14 protein-coding genes and 1 pseudogene are annotated in these 18802 nt (G+C 69.2%); 7 read left to right on the top strand and 8 right to left on the bottom strand.

Annotated elements, in window-relative coordinates; translation table 11 throughout:
- Positions 1–160: 160 nt before the first annotated feature.
- From nrfD to fdh, 3 genes are read right to left on the bottom strand one after another with little or no spacing between them, the layout of a single operon-like run.
- The gene (nrfD, locus tag G9U51_RS10165) at positions 161–1225 is read right to left on the bottom strand and encodes an NrfD/PsrC family molybdoenzyme membrane anchor subunit (protein WP_166196628.1); all 1065 of its coding nucleotides are present in this window, start codon (positions 1223–1225) and stop codon (positions 161–163) included.
- On the bottom strand, positions 1222–2211 hold the full coding sequence (locus G9U51_RS10170; RefSeq protein ID WP_166196630.1) for a 4Fe-4S dicluster domain-containing protein: 990 nt from the start codon (positions 2209–2211) through the stop codon (positions 1222–1224). The genes nrfD and G9U51_RS10170 overlap by 4 nt, the downstream gene beginning before the upstream one ends.
- The gene (gene fdh, locus G9U51_RS10175) at positions 2211–5489 is read right to left on the bottom strand and encodes a formate dehydrogenase (RefSeq protein ID WP_166196632.1); all 3279 of its coding nucleotides are present in this window, start codon (positions 5487–5489) and stop codon (positions 2211–2213) included. Before fdh ends, G9U51_RS10170 begins: the two co-directional genes overlap by 1 nt.
- A 181-nt stretch (positions 5490–5670) precedes the next feature.
- On the opposite strand from fdh, the gene sigK reads away from it, so the two are divergent.
- Both sigK and G9U51_RS10185 read left to right on the top strand, forming a co-directional pair.
- The gene (gene sigK, locus G9U51_RS10180; RefSeq protein WP_328823419.1) at positions 5671–6246 is read left to right on the top strand and encodes an ECF RNA polymerase sigma factor SigK; all 576 of its coding nucleotides are present in this window, start codon (positions 5671–5673) and stop codon (positions 6244–6246) included.
- Complete coding sequence (locus G9U51_RS10185) at positions 6243–6965, top strand: anti-sigma factor (protein WP_166196636.1); 723 nt, start codon at positions 6243–6245, stop codon at positions 6963–6965. Before sigK ends, G9U51_RS10185 begins: the two co-directional genes overlap by 4 nt.
- A 178-nt stretch (positions 6966–7143) precedes the next feature.
- Here G9U51_RS10185 and G9U51_RS10190 read toward each other — a convergent pair whose 3' ends face one another.
- From G9U51_RS10190 to G9U51_RS10200, 3 genes are read right to left on the bottom strand one after another with little or no spacing between them, the layout of a single operon-like run.
- The gene (locus G9U51_RS10190; RefSeq protein ID WP_166196638.1) at positions 7144–8379 is read right to left on the bottom strand and encodes an SAM-dependent methyltransferase; all 1236 of its coding nucleotides are present in this window, start codon (positions 8377–8379) and stop codon (positions 7144–7146) included.
- On the bottom strand, positions 8376–9152 hold the full coding sequence (locus G9U51_RS10195) for a DUF1365 domain-containing protein (RefSeq protein WP_328823420.1): 777 nt from the start codon (positions 9150–9152) through the stop codon (positions 8376–8378). The genes G9U51_RS10190 and G9U51_RS10195 overlap by 4 nt, the downstream gene beginning before the upstream one ends.
- Positions 9149–10390 carry an NAD(P)/FAD-dependent oxidoreductase gene (locus G9U51_RS10200; RefSeq protein WP_166196640.1) on the bottom strand — a complete coding sequence of 414 codons (1242 nt, stop codon included), beginning with the start codon at positions 10388–10390 and terminating at the stop codon, positions 9149–9151. The genes G9U51_RS10195 and G9U51_RS10200 overlap by 4 nt, the downstream gene beginning before the upstream one ends.
- Before the next feature lie 77 nt (positions 10391–10467).
- Here G9U51_RS10200 and G9U51_RS10205 point away from each other — a divergent pair, with 77 nt between their 5' ends.
- The 5 genes and pseudogenes from G9U51_RS10205 to G9U51_RS10220 all read left to right on the top strand — a co-directional run bounded on the left by G9U51_RS10205 (position 10468) and on the right by G9U51_RS10220 (position 16572).
- Complete coding sequence (locus tag G9U51_RS10205; RefSeq protein WP_166196642.1) at positions 10468–11724, top strand: class I SAM-dependent methyltransferase; 1257 nt, start codon at positions 10468–10470, stop codon at positions 11722–11724.
- A 122-nt stretch (positions 11725–11846) separates the two neighbouring features.
- A pseudogene (locus G9U51_RS18015) lies at positions 11847–11969 on the top strand (VOC family protein); the annotation flags it as partial.
- Positions 11970–11992: 23 nt separating this feature from the next.
- On the top strand, positions 11993–12829 hold the full coding sequence (locus G9U51_RS10210) for a cation:proton antiporter domain-containing protein (protein WP_166196644.1): 837 nt from the start codon (positions 11993–11995) through the stop codon (positions 12827–12829).
- 106 nt (positions 12830–12935) lie between these two features.
- Positions 12936–15707, top strand: a complete 2772-nt coding sequence (locus tag G9U51_RS10215; protein WP_166196646.1) for a hypothetical protein — start codon at positions 12936–12938, stop codon at positions 15705–15707.
- A 130-nt stretch (positions 15708–15837) separates the two neighbouring features.
- Entirely contained in the window at positions 15838–16572 is a 735-nt protein-coding gene (locus G9U51_RS10220; RefSeq protein WP_328823421.1) for a dienelactone hydrolase family protein, read from the top strand.
- Between the two features lie 29 nt (positions 16573–16601).
- On the opposite strand, the gene G9U51_RS10225 is transcribed toward G9U51_RS10220, so the two are convergent.
- On the bottom strand, positions 16602–17747 hold the full coding sequence (locus G9U51_RS10225) for a S1C family serine protease (protein WP_166196650.1): 1146 nt from the start codon (positions 17745–17747) through the stop codon (positions 16602–16604).
- A 124-nt stretch (positions 17748–17871) separates the two neighbouring features.
- Positions 17872–18633: a suppressor of fused domain protein gene (locus G9U51_RS10230; RefSeq protein ID WP_166196652.1), complete on the bottom strand. Its 762-nt coding sequence runs from the start codon at positions 18631–18633 to the stop codon at positions 17872–17874.
- Positions 18634–18802: the final 169 nt, after the last annotated feature.

The following is an 18802-nucleotide window of genomic DNA, read 5'->3' on the forward strand; positions in this document are numbered from 1 at the left end:
CACCCCAAGAAGCCAAACGCTGCCTACGCGCCTACCTCACCCGCAAGATCTACCGCGTCCTGACCGCAGCACACCCCACACCACCACAACCCGACCTCACCGCCGCTTGACGAACATAGAAGCGTCGAGGTGGGGCGCTCGTCCAACCGGTGAGTGTGGGTCAGGCGGTGGTGATGCTGTCCTTGCCCTGGCGGGCCGCGAGCCGTTGGCGCTGCGGTTCGATCGTGTAGCGCGGGTCGCGAGCCGACTCCATCCCGGCCTCGAAAACACCGAATCGCGTTGCGACAGAAGCGCCGACGAGTGCAGCCCCCGAGAGCGCCGCACCGATCCGGGAACGTCCCGCGACCAGGGTGCCGAGTCCACCGGCGACGTTGAGCACCATCGACAGCTTCGTCAGCCGGCCCGGCATACCGTGATGCAGGGTCTCGCCCTCGACGCCGAGTCGGCCTTCCAGGATGCGCATCGCGATGAGGTCGCCGGCCACGCCGAGAACGGCCAGCCGGCGAGCGGGACCGGCGGCGCGCACCGAGGTGAGCACCATCGCCATACCGCCGGACGCGGCCGCGGCCGAACCGACGAAGACGAACGGCAGTTCCTTGTATGCCGCGTGCCAGGTCGGCGTCGCCGTATTGCTCAGCAGCACAGCGGTATACGACGCGAGGGGGGTGGCGAACGCAGCGCCGACGACCTGCGCCGGGGTCTCGATGGCGCGGACCAGACCGCCACCAGGCAGCGGCCGCAGCCGATCGATCTCGGCCACCGCCACGGGCATCGCACCCGCGCTGAAGGCGGACAGGATCCACGAGCCGACTGACATTGGCGAGGTGACCTTGAGCGTGCGCAGCATGTTGACGAACCGCGACTTCTTGCCGAGGTCCTCCACCAGCGCCGCACCACTCAGGGCAACCGCGGCGGCCGACACCAGACGCGTCGCCCGCCGCAGTTCGGCATTGCCGGTCGCGTGGGCACCCATCGCCAGCAGCTGCGAGCCGCCCGCCAACCCGCCGAGGAAGAGGTATGCCGGGATCGTCGGGCCCCACGGCACCGGCTTGACGACCGGTCGGCCGTAGTAGGACGTGAACTGCGCGTCCGGCACCAGCGCCTGCTCGCCGCGCCCCTCACCACGACCGGTCAGCCAACCGGACGCGCGGCGACGAAAACCGTTGCCGCGCTGACGTTTTGGCGGCTCCGGTGGACGATAGGAGTCGTATTCGCTCGTGGTCACCGGGCACCCCCGAGGAAGGCGAATGCGGCAGCAGCGAGCAAGCCAGCCGCCGCCGTCGCGGCGTGCTTGTAGTTGGACTCGATCGACGCGGTCGGCACGACCGGGTCCGGCGGCAGGCCGTAGACCTCCGGCTCGTCGAGCAGCAGGAACACCGACCCGGTGCCGCCCACCCCGTCGAGTTCGTTCGCGCCGTAGACGCGCGCCTCGGTCATGCCCTGACCGTGCAACTCACGCACCCGCGCCTCGGCAAGCTCGACCATCTCGTCGTGCGGACCGAACTTGATCGAGGTGGTCGGGCAGGCCTGCGCGCACGCCGGCGTCTGATCGTGGCTGATGCGGTCGTAACACAGCGTGCACTTTTGTGCGACACCGGAATTGTGGACGGTGGAGTCGCCCTTGCGTCGCTCGATGACGCCGAACGGGCACGCGCCGACGCAGTAGCCGCAGCCATTGCAGACGTCGGCCTGCACCACGACGGTGCCGTGCTCGGTCCGAAAGAGCGCACCCGTCGGGCACACGTCGAGGCAGCCGGCGTGCGTGCAGTGCTTGCAGACATCCGAGGCCATCAGCCACCGGAAGTCGGGGATCTCCGCCGCGCCCTCGGCCGCCGGGCCGCCGTCCGCGGCCGGCGCGGATGACGCGGCCGACCCGGACGGTGCCGCGGTCGCGGGGGCGCCCACACTCGGCATACCGAGATCGACCAGCTTGCGGCCCGACTCGCGGGCCTGCTCAATGCGGTCGGCAGACTGCTCGACGAAGGCCACGTGCCGCCAGGTCGATGCGCCCAACTGCCCGGAGTTGTCGTAGGACGAGCCGAGGAAGTCCAGCCCGTCCTCCGGTATGGCGTTCCACTCCTTGCAGGCCACCTCGCAGGCCTTGCAGCCGATGCAGATCGAGGTGTCGGTGAAGAACCCGACGCGCGGCTCCGGCGATGGCCAGGCCGCGTCCCTGGTGGGATCGGTCGGACCGCTCAGCTGGTGCCCCATCAGTGCGAATCTCCTTGTGTGTCAACCGAATGTGGTCGCTGCGTGCCGGTGGCCGCCGTGACGCCCGCTCGCGACTGGTATTCCGCGAGCAGCCGGTCGAGCGCTTCACCGCGCGGGCGGCGGCCGGCGACGATGTCGCAGGACCCGAGCTTGCCCTCCTGGATCTGGGTGTTCGCGTCGAGCACGACACCCAGCAGGTCGTTGGCCGAGTCGCCGCTGATGACGGCCTCGTTGCCGACGCCCCAGTGATAGGGCATGCCGATCTGGTGGACGATCTTGCCGTTGATCCGCAGCGGCTTCATCCGGTCGGTCACCAGCACGCGCGCCTCGATGACGGCGCGCGGCGACACGATGGTCGCCCACCCGGCGTTCTCCAGGCCACGCTCGGCCGCCAGCTCGGGCGACACCTCGCAGAACATCTCCGGCTGCAGCTCCGACAGATAGGGCAGCCACCGACTCATGCCACCCGCCGTGTGGTGCTCGGTCAACCGCGCGATGGTGAAGACGAACGGATAGACGTCGCTGCCCGGCGCGGGCGGGCTCGGCGCGAAGAGGTTGTCCTTGCGCTCGAAGATCACCCGGGTCGGGTTCGCCTGCACCGCATAGAGCGGGTTGTGCACCGGCGACTCCTGGCTCTCGTAGTGCGTCGGCAGCGGCCCGTCGACCATGCCCTTGGGCGCGTACAGCCAGCCCTTGCCGTCGGCCATCATCACGAACGGGTCGTCGCCCGCGATGCCGTCCGGGCCGCCCGTGCCCTCCTCGGGCCGGAAGGACGGGTCCTTGTCCGGCGGGAAGTCGGGCACGTCGTCACCGGTCCACTTGCCGGACTCGGCGTCCCACCAGATGAGCTTCTTGCGCTCGCTCCAGGGCTTGCCCTCGGGGTCGGCCGACGCCCGGTTGTAGAGCACCCGCCGGTTCGCCGGCCAGGCCCAACCCCATTGCGCCGCAATGGGATTCTGGTCTCGCCCGGGCACCCGGTCGGCCGCGTGGTTGATGCCGTCGGCGAAGACACCGGTGTAGATCCAGCAGCCGCCGCTCGTGGAGCCGTCCGCCTTCATCTGGGTGTATGCCGACAGCAGTTGCCCGTCCGCGTCCCGCCCGTTGATCTCGGCGAGCACGGCGGCGGGGTCGATTTCGCCCTCGGCATCGGTCGGGTAGTCCCAGGTCATTGCCAGCAGGGCGCGGTCGCGTTCTTCGGTGGAACCGGCGAGCCGGGCGCGGATGCGCTTGCCCACCTCGAAGAAGAACTCGAGCTCGCTCTGAGCGTCACCCGGCGGGTTGACCGCCTTGTGCCGCCACTGCAGCAGCCGCTGGGTCTGGGTGAAGGTGCCAGCCTTCTCCGCATGCGAAGCAGCGGGGAAGAAGAACACCTCGGTGTCGATGTCCTCCGGCCGCCATTCACCGCTGGCGACCTCGGGGCTGTCCTTCCAGAAGGTCGCGGTCTCCACGAGTTGCAGGTCGCGCACGACCAGCCACTTGAGGTGCCGCAGGGCATCCCGCTGCAAGGTGCCGTGCGCGGAGCCGACGGCGGGGTTCTGGCCGAGCACGAAATAGCCCTCGACCTCGTCGTCGAGCATCGCCATCGTCGTCTGATAGGTGCCGTGCGCACCGGTCAGCCGCGGCAGCAGATCCAGCGCCCAGTTGTTGTCCTTGGTCGCGTGCTCGCCGAACCACGACTTCATCAGCGACACCATGTAGGCGTCGGCGTTGGCCCAGAAGCCCTTGGCGTCCTTGGACGTGATCGAGGCGATGTAGTCCTCGAAGGTCTCGTGGTCACCGACCTTGGGCATCGGCAGATATCCCGGCAGCAGGTTGAACAGCGTCGGGATGTCGGTCGACCCCTGGATGCTCGCGTGCCCGCGCAGCGCCATGATGCCGCCGCCCGGACGCCCGACATTGCCGAGCAGCAACTGCAGGATCGCCGAGGTGCGGATCATCTGCGCGCCGACGGTGTGCTGGGTCCAACCGACGGCATAACAGAACATCGTGGTCTTGTCGCGACCACTGTTGTCGCACAACGCCTTTGCGACTTTGAGGAAGTCCTCCTCCGGTATGCCGCACACGTCGGCGACCATCTGCGGGGTGTACCGCGAGTAGTGCCGCTTGAGGATCTGGAAGACACACCGCGGGTCCTGCAGCGTCTCGTCCCGCAGCACCACCGAGTGCTCCAGCGCGGGACCACCCGAACCATGCTCCTCACCGGCGGACCGGGCCGACTCGCTCGAGCCGTGCTCGTTGCCACCGGCCTTGGCGACCGCGCCGTCCTCCGGCTCCTGGTAGGCCCAGGAGGTCGTGTCGTAGTGACCGGTCGCTCCGTCATACCCCGAGAACAACCCATCGAGGTCCTCGGTGTCGCGGAAGTCCTCATGCACGAGGGTGGCCGCGTTGGTGTAGGCGACCACATAGTCGTGGAAATAGGACTCGGTCGAGATCACGTGGTTGATCAGTGCGCCGAGGAAGACGATGTCGGTGCCTGCCCGGATCGGCAGGTGCAGGTCGGCCACGGCGGAGGTGCGGGTGAACCGCGGGTCGACATGGATGACCGTGGCGCCCCGCGCCTTGGCTTCGGTCACCCACTGGAAGCCGACCGGATGGCACTCGGCCATGTTCGAGCCCTCGATGAGCACGCAGTCGGAGTTGGCGATGTCCTGCAGGTAGTTAGTGGCCCCACCTCGGCCGAACGAGGCTCCCAGACCGGGAACCGTGGAGGAGTGTCAAATGCGCGCCTGGTTCTCGATCTGTATGGCGCCCGCGGCGGTGAAGAGCTTCTTGATCAGGTAGTTCTCTTCGTTGTCCAAGGTGGCGCCGCCGAGCGAGGCGATGCCCATGGTGCGGCGCAGCCGCCGGCCCTGCTCGTCGCGGTCGACCCAGGTGCGGCGGTGGGTGTCGAGGAAGCGGTCGACGACCAGGTCGATCGCCCGGTCACGGTCCATCGGCTCCCAGTCGGTGCCGCCCGGCTTGCGGTAGAGCACCTGCTTGGGCCGGGTCGGGCTGTTGACGAGCTGCTCGCTCGCAGAACCCTTGGGGCACAAGCGTCCTCGGGAGATGGGGCTGTCCTTGTCGCCTTCGATCTGGACGACCTTCTCGTCCTTGACGAAGATGCGCTGGCCGCAACCGACCGCGCAATAGGGGCAGACGCTCTGCACGACGCGGTCGGCGGTGCTGGTGCGGGGTTCGGTCGCGCGGGTGCGCGCGGAGGTCACCGCCGGACCACGGCCGAGCCGGTCGCCCGTGCGCAACTGCCGCACCACCGGCCACTCGAGGGGAGAAAGGCCCACTGCCCATCCTTTCGACGTCAACGCTCGGTCCGACTCTAGTCACCCGGGCGGGGCAACCTGAAGGGTGCGAGGCCGCCGGTCGGCCCGATCCCATCCGGATGGGTGACCGCTCCGAATCATGGACGAGCAGACACCCGCAAAACTTCAGCACGGACGGAGGCAGGATGTGAGCGTGCACGCCGTGGATGACAGTTCCGGCCGACCGGTCGCGCCCGACCGGCTCGGTGGCCTCATCACGGCCTGTTCGCGGGGCGACGACCGATCCTTCGCCGAGTTGTATGACGTCACCGCGCCTCGCGTCTTCGGGCTCGTCCTGCGGGTGGTGCGCGATCACGCCCAGGCTGAGGAAGTCACCCAGGAGGTCTATCTCGCCGTATGGCGAACCGCCGCCAGCTTCGACCCCGCCAAGGGCTCGGCGCTGTCCTGGCTGATGACGATCGCGCACCGTCGAGCGGTCGATCGCGTGCGCTCTGCTCAGGCGCAGACCGACCGGGACACGGCATACGGCTTGCGCGACCGGGACCGTGACTATGACGTGACGGCCGAGGACGCGCACCGGTCGATGGACGCCGAGCGGGTGCGCAAGGCGCTCGCCACGCTGACGCCGAGCCAGGCCGAGGCGATCGAACTGGCGTATTTCGGCGGCTACACCCACCGCGAGGTGGCCGCCTTGTTGAAGCTGCCGGTCGGCACCGCGAAAACGCGGATCCGGGACGGCCTGATCAGACTCCGCGATGCGTGGGGGGTGGAACGATGAACCTGTTGAACCGCAACGGAAATGACGTGCACTCGTTGGTGGGTGCGTATGCCGTGGATGCGGTCGACGCCGACGAGCGTCGGATGTTCGAGGAGCACCTGCGCGAGTGCGAGTCATGTGCCCACGAGGTGGCCGAGCTCCAGCAGACCGCGGCGATCCTGGCTGCCGACGCCGAGACCGCGCCGCCGGCCGGGCTGCGTGAGTCGGTGCTGCGCGAGGCGCGGGCCGTGCGCCCGAACCCGCCGGTGGTGACGCCGCTGCGCCGGCGCCGGCCGATCGGTGGCTGGCTGCTGGCCGCGGCCGCTGCGCTGCTGCTCGTGATCGGCGGAATCGCTTGGCACCCATGGACATCCGGCACCCCGACCGTGTCGGCTGCGCAGCGGATCCTCAGCGCATCGGATGCCGAGCGCTATGCGCACCGTGACGGCTCGACGGTCGTCACGGTGGTGCGGTCGCCGCAGCTGAAGCAGGCGGCGGTGACGACGACCGGGCTCAAGGCCGCGCCGTCGGGGATGGCCTACACGATGTGGCTGATCGACGCGTCGGGCAAGCCGGTCGACGCCGGGCAATTGCCGCCTGGTGCGTCCGGCGCGGTGACCTACGTGCTGCGCGGTGACGCCGCTTCGGCGACCGCCGCAGCGGTGACGATGGAGCCGGCCGGGACCAACCCGGCCGCGCCGAGCTCGAAGTCGATCATGGCGATGGACTTCAGTTCTTAGCGGACTGACCATGCAGGTGGCGCGCACGGCTTCGTGCGCGCCACTGCCTGCTGCCCGGCATACCGCGCCGGTGACGCCCGCCAAAAGTCTCCACAATGGCGGGTTTGAGCGCCGACCCGGGCTGTGGCCGCGCCAAAAGTCTCCACAATGGCGGGTTTGGTGAGCCCAGCCGCAGCGCTCAGGCGCGGCGGAGGGTGAGCTGGGCGACGTCGAGATAACCGACCGCGAAACCGGCCTCGCAGTAGGCGAGGTAGAACTCCCACATCCGGCGGAAGGTCTCGTCGAAGCCGCCGTCTCGCACCTTCGGCCACGCGTCCAGGAAGGTCTCCCGCCACCGCCGAAGGGTCTCGGCATAGTGCGCGCCGAAGTGCGCCGAGTCGGCCACCTGCAACGAGGTATGCCGGCCGCTCACCTCCTCGATCGCCTGCAGCGAGGGGATGAGGCCTCCGGGGAAGATGTACTTCTGGATCCAGCCGAACGAATTGCGAGTGGCCAGCAGCCGCTGGTGATCCATCAGGATCGCTTGCAGCACAACGGTTCCGCCGGGTGCGAGGCGCTCGTCGAGGGTGCGGAAGTAGGTCGGCCAGTAGTCCTCGCCGACGGCTTCGATCATCTCGACGGAGACGACGGCGTCATACCGCCCGTCGACCTCGCGGTAGTCCTGCAGCCGCACGTCGACCCGGTCGGTGAGCCCGGCTGCGGCGATCCTTCGCCGCGCGAGCTCGCGCTGCTCCCGGGACAGCGTGATCGTCGTGACCCGTGCTCCGCGGGAGGCCGCGCGCACGGCGAGCTCACCCCAGCCGGTGCCGATCTCGAGCACCCGGGTGCCGGCACCGACGCCGGCGCGGTCCAGCAGCAGGTCGATCTTGCGCCGCTGCGCCTCGGCGAGCGACTGCTGCTCCCAGGGGGTGTCGCCGGCGAACCACGCCGACGAATAGGTCATCGTCTCGTCCAGGAAGGCGGCGAAGAGGTCGTTGGACAGGTCGTAGTGCGCTTCGATGTTGGCGCGTGAGCCGGTCAGCGTATTGCGTTGTGCCGCAGGCAAAGCGCGGTCGACAATCGCCCGCATCCGCATGAGCGGGCGGGGCAGGATCGTCGACAGCCGGGCGGCGAAGGGCATCAGCAGCTGGGCCAGATCGGTCCCGTCGGCCGCGGTCCAGTCCCCCGCCATATAGGCCTCACCGAGACCGATCTTCGGGTGGGCCTCGAGGCGCTGGAAGACCGCTCGCGGCCGGACCAACTGCAACACCGGGGCGTCGGGACCACCGCCACCCACCTCGCGACCGTCCGGATAGCGCATCCGCACCGGCACACCGGCCAGCGCGACATGGGCCAGGCGGCGCGCCACCGCGCCGCTCAGCGCAGCGCGCGGGCGTGGAAGCTGAAGTGCCGCAGGCAGATCCGCGGTGGTCATCGCACACTCCTTGACGTCGAACGAGCGGTAAGAGTCTTGGCTGGTGGGGTCGCTGGACGCGGTATGACGGGCAGCCTCCGCAGCCACAACCGCACCCCGTGCCAGCGGATCAACGCGGAGACCCGCTGGGTCATCAGCGGATGGGTGGCGACGGTGCGCAGCACATTCCACGGCGTCGCCGGCAGCACGCGGCCGCCCACAGTCGCGGTCAACAGCGGCTTGCCGTCCACGGCGAGCCGGATGCCCACGCTCAGCGCGGCGGGCGACACCTTCACCGAGACGGCATACCCGCCCTCGACCTCGTTGAACGGCGAGACATAGAACTGCTTGTCCAGGTCGGCGTGACTGGTCGGCCCGTCGATGACATAGGCATGCCGGCCGCCATAGGTGTTGTGCACCTCGATCACCGTGGCCACCACCTGCGCGAACTCGTCGAGGCACCAGAAGACCGTCATCGGGTCGAAGGTGTGGCCGAGCACCCGGGCATGGGCGAGCATCAGCACCCGGTCGATGGTGAGCCCGGGACGCTCCGCGAGAACCAGGCGAATCACGTTGTCCTGCAAGGCATCCAGGCCAGGATCCCCGTCGAGGTGGTCCTCCCCTCGGAAGGTCGCGACGGGTCTCAGCCAGCCCGGCACTTGTGGTGCATCGGCCAGGTCGATCAGCCATTGGTAGTGCCGGTGGTGGAAGCTGTTGCGCAGCGGCCGCCACCGAGTATGGTGGACCGAGCCGACCACCAGGGCCGGCGTGCGCGGGAAAGGCCCGAGGCTCACCAGAGCACCCCCCACGTGCCGACGGCTCCGACCCCCGAGCGGCAGCCGTCCTCGTGGAAGCCCCAGCCGTGATAAGCCCCGGCATACACCGTGTGCTCGGTCGCGAGGGTGGGCAGCAGGCGCTGCGCGCGCACCGCCGCGAGGTCGTAGATCGGATGCTCGTAGTCCATCCGGGCGACGATCGCCGCCGGATCGATGCGGTCGGCGGCGTTGAGCGTGACGAGCAGCGGCGTGGAGTCCGGCAAGCCCTGCAGCCGGTTCATCCAGTAGGTCACCACGGGTGCGCCCTCGCCGACAAGGAAGTTCCACGAGGCCCGCGCGCGAGTGGCTCGGGGCAGCAGGGAGAGGTCGCTATGCAGCACAGTTGCGTTGCGGGAGTAGCGAAATGCACCCAGCACGTCCTTCTCGGCGGGCGTCGGGTCGGCGAGCAGGGCGAGCGCCTCGTCGGCATGAGTGGCGATGACCACCCGGTCGAACTCGTGCGAGCCGGAGTCGGTCGCGACCGTCACACCGTCGGTATGCCGGGTCACCGTGCGTGCCGCTTCACCGCGCCGGACATGCTGCAGTCGCGCGGCCACCCGCTCTACATAGGTCGCCGAACCGCCGACGACGGTGCGCCACTGCGGCGAACCGGTGACATCGAGCATCCCGTGGTGCTGCAGGAAGCGGAAGAGATAGCGCGCCGGATAGTCCAGTGCGACGCCGGTGCCGGAGGACCAGACACAGGCGACCAGCGGCACGGCATACCACCGCACGAAGGGCTCGGGATAGCCGCGCACGAACTCGCCAAAAGTGGTCTGGTCGGTGTCGTCGGTCGCCCCGAGGAAGGCTTGTGCTTCGCGATGAAAACGCTTGACCGACAACAACATTGACCAGTAGTCACGGTCCGCGAGCTGACGGGGACGGGCAACGAAACCGGCCGCCCCGCGACCCCCGGCATACTCCAGTCCGGTCTGCTCGTCGCGGATGCTCATCGACATCTCGGTGTCGCGCACCTGCACACCGAGCTCGTTGAAGAGGCGGGTGAGCAGCGGGTAGGTGCGGTCGTTGTGGACGATGAAGCCGCTGTCCACGCGCAACCCGTCGACGGTGTGAGTGTGCGCGTGACCGCCGAGCCGCTCCTGCGCCTCGAAGAGGGTGACCTCGTGCGAGCGCGCGAGCAGGTGCACGGCGGTCAGCCCGGACACGCCGGCACCGACGACCGCGATCCGGGCGCCTGGGGACACAGTGGTCGTCATACCGGTGATTCGGTGCCCTCGACCCGGTGGATGGGACCAGACCCATCCGATCCGCGGTCCGTGCCGAACCACCCCGTATGACGACGCTGCTCACCCCCGCGCCGACCACCGGATCCGTTGCCGAACGGTTGGAACGCGCGCTCGCGCCGCTGCTGAAGGGTCCGCTGCCGGTGCGGCTGACCGCCTGGGACGGCTCGAGCGTCGGGCCGCGACTCGGACCGGGCGTGGTGATCCGCGACCCGGCCGCGCTGCGTCGGCTGCTGTGGCATCCGGGTGAGCTCGGTGCCGCCCAGGCTTATGTGACCGGCGAGCTCGACATCGACGGCGACGCCGGTGTGGCGCTCGACCTGGCCCGTGCGGCATTCACCGAGCGTGAGCTGACCGGGCTCGACCGTCGCGCGCTCGTGCGTCAGCTGCCCGAACTTGCCTCTCTTGCAAAGGAATTCGGCGCACTCGCGACACCGCCTGCTCCCCCGGCCAGCCAGGCCCGGTTGCGTGGCCGGCTGCACTCGCTCGGTCGTGACCGGTCGGCGATCAGCCACCACTACGACCTGTCCAACGAGTTCTACGCGCTGATCCTCGACCCGCACATGGCCTATTCGTGCGCCTATTTCACCGATGGCCCGGACATGCCGCTCGAGCAGGCCCAGGCCGCCAAGCTCGACCTGGTCTGCCGCAAGCTCGGCTTGAGCGAGGGGTCGCGGCTGCTCGACGTCGGCTGTGGGTGGGGTTCGCTGTCGCTGTATGCCGCTGAGCATTTCGGCGCGCAGGTCACCGGGCTGACGATCGCGCGCGAGCAGAAGGAGTTCATCGACGCCCGCATTCGTGAGCGTGGGCTGGGCGATCGCGTCACCATCGAATTGCGCGACTATCGCGAGGTCACGGGCGAGTTCGACGCCGCGGCCAGCATTGAGATGGGTGAGCACGTCGGTCAGGCCAACTACCCGACGTATGTCGAGGTGCTGCGCCGCTCGGTGCGCCCCGGCGGGCACGTGTTGATCCAGCAGATGTCGCGCCGCGGCAAGCATCCGGGCGGCGGTCCGTTCATCGAGGCGTTCATCGCACCCGACATGCACATGCGACCGGTCGGCGAAACCGTCGAGCTGATCGAGGCTGGTGGCCTGGAGGTGCGCGGCGTGCAGGCCCTGCGTGAGCACTATGTCTGGACGGTCGATGCCTGGGCGGACACCTTCGAGACCAACCGGGACCGCGCCGTCGAGCTGGTCGGCGAAGAAGTGGCCCGGGTCTGGCGGCTCTACCTGATCGGCGGCGGGCAGGCCTTCCGCGACGGCCGGATGGGCGTCGACCAGATCCTGGCCCGCCGCCCCGCCTGACCACGCCGTGGGGGGGCGGCCTCCGGGACGTGGTCGCTATAACCGCCGGAAACCTCTACTACGGGTGTAATCCACCCGCACGCGCCTCGCGCCGACGCGCGCCACGCGAGAAAATGGTTCCCATGCGCCTCTACACCGCCGTCATCGACTGCCTCGACCTGAACACCCAGGCTCATTGGTGGGCGGACGCACTCGGCTGGCAGGTCGTCTACGAGGACGAGCACGAGGCGCCGCGGACATCCAGGTCGAGGGCCCGACCACGGGTGGGATGGCGCAGGACTGCGAGCAGATCGAGGACGAATCGGACGAGGTCCGCTTCTCCCTCACCGCCGAGGCCGGCCTCAACGACGGCCTCGCCTTCCCGTTCGTCTACGCCGCGATCTACCTCGCGACGCTCGGCGGGGTGCAGCAGTGGGGGCTGAAGTGGGTGGCCTGGGAGGTCGTCGGCCGCACGGTCATCGGCGTCGTCGTCGGTATGGCGGTGGGCTGGCTGCTCGCCAAGATCGCCTTCCGCGCCCCCACCTCGGTGCGCGCGTCCGAGCTGGGCGACCCGCTCTTCGTCGTCGTCGTGCCGTTCGTGGCGTATGCCGCCGGCGAACTCGCCCACGGGTGGGGATTCCTGTCGGTGTTTGTCTGCGCGATGACGCTGCGGCACGCCGACCGCGGTCACGACTATCACGACTCGATGCACGGGGTGATCGAGCGGCTGGAGCGGCTGTTCACTCTGGTCGTGCTGCTGCTGCTCGGTGCCGCGCTCACCAACGGGCTGCTCGGCTCGCTCACCTGGGGAGCGGTCGGTTTCGGCCTGCTGCTGGTCTTCGTGATCCGGCCGGTCGTCGCGTGGATCGCGTTGGGCCGCAGTCGATCTCCCGACCACGTGCTCGACGGCCAGCTCGGTCCGCGGGAGCGGATCGTGGCGGCCTTCTTCGGCGTGCGCGGCGTCGGCTCGATCTACTACATCGCCTACGCCACCTCCAAGCACTCCTTCCCGCAGGAGCGGCTGCTGTGGTCGGCCTTGGCCTTCACCATCGTGCTGTCGGTGGTCGTCCACGGCCTGACCGCGACACCGGCGATGCGGTGGCTCGAGCGCGTCCGGCCAAGCTGAGAGAAACCTGGGAATTCAAACAGGTGACGCACAGCATCGGACGGGTCTAGGTTCCACTCTGGTGGCTCGTGACCCCCGAGCGGGCCCGGATATCGAAGGAACCATCGTGGCCAAGAAGCGTTGGAGCAAGAAGCGGATCACGACCGCCACCGCGGTCGCAGCGATCGCCGTGGCCGGCTCCGGTCTGGCGATCGTCGGACCCGAGCACGCCTGGGAGACCCTGGCCGGCAAGCAGGAATCCAAGGACTCGCTCAAGGAGTTCGTCAAGGAGCACAAGGGCATCAACCGTCACTCGCAGGCCGCTGCCACGGTGATGGAAAAGCTGGAAGGCGGTGCCGAGACGGCATACGGCCCGAACCAGTGGAACTACGAAAACCTCGCGTTCCCGCGCTCGGCGGTCGCCGCAGCCCAGCAGCAGGGGTCGCGGTCGGCCTTCCAGGCAGCGGCCAAGCGTGGCGGCCCGCCGAATGTCGGCACCTGGAGCCCGCTCGCGACCTCCAACTATGTGCCGGGCGAGGTGACCTACACCGGCAACCCCAGCCACGTCTCGGGCCGCACCACTTCTGTGGTCGTCGCGCCGGACAGCAAGACCGCCTACATCGGCACGGCCGGCGGCGGCGTCTGGAAGACCGATGACGTCACGGCGGCCAGCCCGACCTGGCGCTCGATCGGCGACTCCCTGCCCAGCCAGGCGATCGGCACGCTCACCCTCGCCGGCAACACGCTGTATGTCGGCACCGGCGAGCCCAACGGTTCCTCGGACTCCGAGGCCGGGGTCGGTCTGTTCAAGTCCACCGATGGCGGTGCCAGCTTCACCCAGGTCACCGGGTTCAACGCCTACTCCAAGGACCGCGGCATCTCCTCGGTCGCGGTCGACCCGACCAACGCCCAGCACCTGCTCGTCGGCACCCAGGTCGCCCGTCACGGCGCCTCGTCGGTCAACGGTGGCCGGATGACGCCGCCGGACGCTCCGCGGATCGGCCTGTTCGAGTCCACCGACGGTGGTGCCACCTGGACCCAGGTCATCGACGAGCCGCAGGACACCGTGAACCCCGCCACCGCCAACGGCGCCGACTTCTTCCGCGGTGGCGTGACCAAGGTGGCCTTCGACCCGAATAACCCGGGCACCACCTATGCCTCCGTGAGCGATTACGGGCTCTACCGGCGCAAGGCGGGCGAGGCGGCATACAGCCGGATCTACACGATCGGCACGCCCGGTTCGACCGCGACCTCCTCCAGCAGCCGGCTGGAGTTCGCGGTGACCACCAAGAACGCCAAGACCCGCATTTACCTGGGTGACGCGACCAAGTTCAACAACGCGGTCGCCGGGCTGATGCGCACCGACGACGCGCAGGCGGCGGCGGTCACCTGGACCACGCTGTCCGACCCCAACAAGAGCAGCACCGGCTACGACAGCTACAACTTCTGCCAGGGCCAGTGCTCCTACGACATGGTGGTGTCCTCACCCCCCGGTCGCCCGGACACGGTGCTGCTGTCGGGCTCGATGAACTACAACGAGATCTTCACCGCCCACCAGCCGAGCAACGGCCGGGCCATCGTCCGCTCGACCAATGCCGGTGTGTCGTTCACCGACATGACCAATGACACCCAGAACAACGGCCTGCACCCCGACCAGCACGCGCTGGCGTTCCTGCCGAACAACCCGGACAAGTGGGTGCTCGGTGACGACGGTGGTGTCGCGGTCGAGTCCGGCCCGTTCGTCGACAAGTCGGCCGACTGCACCAACCGCGGCCTCGGCGCGCAGGACCTCGCCAACTGCAAGCGCTGGCTGTCGGCGGTCCCGACCTCCAACAAGGAGGTCAACTCGGGTCTGCAGACGCTGCAGTTCCAGTCGGTGTCGGTCGGCCCGAACGGTGTGCTGCAGGGCGGCACCCAGGACAACGGCACCTGGGAGTCCGACCTCGGTGGCTGGTCGGAGTCGGTCGGCGGTGACGGCGGCAACTCCTACATCGACCCGTCCAACAGCAACATCCGGATGCACACCTACTACAACCCGCAGTTCGACGTGAACTTCCGCGGGGCGTCCCCGACCGGGTGGAACTGGATCGCCGACCCGCTGCTGGAGTCGGGCGAATCGTCCTCGTTCTACGTCCCGGTGGAAGGTGACAAGACGGCTCCGGGCACGGTCTACACCGGCCTGCAGCGCGTCTGGCGCACCACCGACAACGGCGGCAGCCAGGCCTACCTGGAGAAGCACTGCAACGAGTTCACCGGTGACTTCACCCAGACCTGTGGTGACTGGAAGCCGCTCGGTGGCGCGAACGGCGACCTGTCCGGGTCGGCGTACGGCGCGGACTATGCCGGCCCCGGCAACTACGTGGTCAACATCGCCCACGCTCAGCGCAAGACCAACATCATGTGGGCGGCGACCCGTCGCGGCCGGCTGTTCATCTCGGGCAACGCCAACGCCGCTGACCCGGCCGCGGTGACCTACACCCGGCTGGACCAGACCGCCAAGGGCGACAAGCTGCCGGCGCGGTTCGTGTCGGGCATCAGCCTCGACCCGGCCAACCCGTACCACGCGATCGTGTCCTACAGCGGCTACTCGGCATACGCCGCCGGAGGCCATGTCTACGACGTGACCTACGACCCGGCCAGCAAGACCATCACCAGCAAGGACATCTCCGGCAACATCGGCGACGTGCCGGTGCGCGCGGTGGCCTACGACTGGCGCACCAAGTCGGTCTACGCCGCGACTGACTGGGGCGTGCTGACCGCGGCCAATGGTTCGAACAACTACCTGGCGACCACCGGTATGCCGCAGGTGGCCGTCTACGGCCTCACCCTGGACGACGCGGGCAAGCGGCTCTACGCCGCCACCCACGGCCGCGGCGTCTACGTGAACCGCACCAACTGAGGTTTTCCCTCTCGGCGGGCCCCGTCACCTTCACCGGTGGCGGGGCCCGCGTTCGTCATACCCGGGGGTATGCCGTGGGCTTCCAGCCCGGTCGGCTAGGACTGGAGGCATGACTTTTCGACTGACGTCCGTGCCCGCAGCCGACGGCGATGCCGAGGCGATCATCGCGACTCCCGCCTCGGGTTCGGGTCCGTGGCCAGGCGTGCTGATGTTCATGGACGCGATCGGGTTGCGGCCGCGCCTGCAGGACATGGCGCAGGAACTCGCTGACGAGGGCTATGTCGTGCTCGCGCCGAACCTCTTCTACCGCGCGGCGTCGGTCGCTGACATTGCGCCGACCGCGCCGCTCGACACCCCCGAGGCGCGGGAGGCGCATTTCGGCAAGCTGCGGCCGTTGATGAGCGGGTTGACCTCGGCTCAATCCACCGCCGACACGGCCGTCTGGCTGGACGCGCTGCGCTCCCGCGATGACGTGGCGGACGGTCCGGTGGGAGTGGTGGGCTTCTGCATGGGCGTGCGGCTGGCGCTGCGCGCGGCCGGTGCGCATCCGGACCTGGTCAAGGCCGTCGCCGGCTTCCACGGTGGAGGCCTCGTCACCGACGACGCCGACAGCCCACACCGCGCAATCGCTTCTGCCACAGCCGAATTCGTGCTCGGTGGCGCGGACCATGACGACTCGTTGCCGCCCGCTGCGGTGCAGACGCTCAGCGATGAGTTCGAGCGCGCCGGGCTGGTCGCCGACAACACGATCTACCCCGATGCGCCGCACGGTTTCACGATGGCCGACACGGCGGCATACCAGCAGGCCGGCGCCCAGCGCGCGTTCGCCGCGACGGTCGACCTCCTCGGCCGCACCCTGCGCTGAGGCGCGGCCCGACGGTGACCCGGTGAGCGTCAGTTCACCGTGGAGGTGCCCAAGGTCAGCTTCGCGGTGTGTGTGGTGCCCGCCTCATCGACCCAACTGACCGACACCTGTTGGCCGGGGTAGTAACCGTTCATGACCGAGCTCAGGTCACCGGAGTTGGCGATCTGCTGGCCGCCGACGGCGGTGAGGGTCGAGCCGGCGGTGATCCCCGCGGACGCAGCACCCGTGCCGTCGACGACGCCGACGATCGCCACACCCGCGCCGCCGCGGCCGGAGGACGGCTGCACCTGCACCCCGAGCGCGGCCCGCGGGCCGATGTGGTTGGTCGCGGTGCGGGTGCCCTTCTCGATCAGCTGGGCCACCGACATCGCCGACTGGATCGGGATCGCGTATCCCTCGGTGCTTCCGGTCGCCTGGGTGCCCACGCTCTGCCCGTTGCTCGCCGAGGCGGCGGTGTCAACACCGACGACCTGGCCGGTGCTGTTGAACAGCGGGCCGCCGGAGTAGCCCGGCACGATCGGCGCATCGGTCTGGATCAGGCCGGTGAGCTGTTCAGCCCCGGCAAGCGACCCTTCATCCGAGGCGGTGATCTGCCGGTTGGTCGCCACCACCGTGCCGCTCGCGGCATACAGCACGCCCTCGCCGTTGCCCTGCCCGACGGCGGTGACCTTGTCGCCGACGGAAGCGGTGGAGCCGAGCTTGGCCACCGCCATCCCGGAGGCATCCTGCAGCTTCAGCACGGCGATGTCGCGCGACGAGTCGTGCCCGACAACCGTTGCGGTATAACGCTTTCCGTTGGGCACCACCGCTCGCACCTGGGTCGACCCCTGGACCACGTGGTAGTTGGTCAGCACGTAACCGTCGGAGCTGAGCACGATCCCGGTGCCCGCTCCCTCGCCGCCCGGCACGACCGTGTCGATCATCACGACACCGGCGGCGTTGCTGGTCACCGTCGTGCCGTTGCGCGTGGCCTGCGACTGCTCGGACTGCGAGGGAGTGGGCGTCGATCCGTCACTGCCCGGCGACTGCGGCGTCGTGGGCGAGGCGTATGCCGGACCGCTCACCGTCGGGCCCCCGACCGTGAGATAGCGGTCCGCGGCATACACGCCCGCCGCGGGGCCGACGGCAAGGGTGGCGACGGCGGCTGCGGCGAGAGCCACGGAACGAGTCCTCATGACGAATCTCCCTGGAATCGAAGGTGATCCCATTGCACGCCCCTCAGCAGTGGGACCTGTGGGCGGGCCCTATGGGCCGGCTATGAGCCGACGGCAGCCACCCGGTATGCCGGGATGCTTCGGCCTAGACCACCGAGGGGCGCTGGGGGTCGATCACGGCGGACACATCGCAGTCGAAGAAGAGGTCGAAGAGCCGTTCGGCACCATCCGGCCGCGCCACTGTGAACGCCATCTCGGCGCGCGTCACCGGCAGCACCGCGAGATAGGCCACCCGCGCGACCGGGGTCTCGCAGGTCATCAGGTCGGGGCTGTACCCGATCGGCGGCCCGATCACCGCGCCGGTGAAGGGCACGCCGTCGGCATACGGCCGAGCGGGGTCGCCGTGGGGCACGCTCTGGCCCCAACTGAGCACCCCTCCCTTGCGGGGCAGCTGCGCGAGATCCCTGAGAAGGCGGATCGGCCAGGAGTTGCGCTCGTCCGCCAGCGGGCCTCCTGGTGGCGATGCCTCGAGCGGAGCGATCGGATCGAGACCCGCCCACCCCGGCGCGAGCGCGAGCAGCAACTCCATCCGCGACTGGCTCTCCAGGCCGGGCGGCATCGCCATCGGGTGATCCGACATGCCGGAGGTCACCAGCGTGAGGAAGGGATGCTCACTCGACGGCGGGAAGACGTAGACGTCCAGACGGTCGTCGCCGAGACCGCCGGGCAGCACCCGCCAGTCCGCCCCGATGAACTGCCGCAGGTGTGCGTCGCGGCCGGCCGCGAGCGCCGGGTCGGTCGGCGCGAGCGCCGGGTCGGTCGCCGTAGGCGCGGCAGGGTCGCGCCGGTCGGCATGCCGGCGGACGGGCTGGCCGCCCTCGCTCTGGTCACGTCTCCAACCGAACAACGTGGCACCCCCTCGTTCGCCGTTACCTGGCCGACGAACATGGCACGGCCAGGGTTCCGATGCACCGAACGGCAGCATTGCTCCCCCGAACCTGCCGTATCCCCTAGAGCCTAGAGCCTAGAGCGGTCAACATCGGCGGTATGACGCCCCTCTGCTCGCCATACCGGCC

Origin of the sequence: Metallococcus carri (assembly GCF_011440275.1) — a bacterium.
GTDB lineage: Bacteria > Actinomycetota > Actinomycetes > Actinomycetales > Dermatophilaceae > Metallococcus > Metallococcus carri.

Coding starts and splice junctions, on each gene's coding strand:
- G9U51_RS10170 (WP_166196630.1), bottom strand. CDS start 2,211: ATGGGGCACCAGCTGAGCGGTCCGACCGATCCCACCAGGGACGCGGCC.
- G9U51_RS10185 (WP_166196636.1), top strand. CDS start 6,243: ATGAACCTGTTGAACCGCAACGGAAATGACGTGCACTCGTTGGTGGGT.
- G9U51_RS10190 (WP_166196638.1), bottom strand. CDS start 8,379: ATGACCACCGCGGATCTGCCTGCGGCACTTCAGCTTCCACGCCCGCGC.
- G9U51_RS10200 (WP_166196640.1), bottom strand. CDS start 10,390: ATGACGACCACTGTGTCCCCAGGCGCCCGGATCGCGGTCGTCGGTGCC.
- G9U51_RS10205 (WP_166196642.1), top strand. CDS start 10,468: ATGACGACGCTGCTCACCCCCGCGCCGACCACCGGATCCGTTGCCGAA.
- G9U51_RS10210 (WP_166196644.1), top strand. CDS start 11,993: ATGGCGCAGGACTGCGAGCAGATCGAGGACGAATCGGACGAGGTCCGC.
- G9U51_RS10225 (WP_166196650.1), bottom strand. CDS start 17,747: ATGAGGACTCGTTCCGTGGCTCTCGCCGCAGCCGCCGTCGCCACCCTT.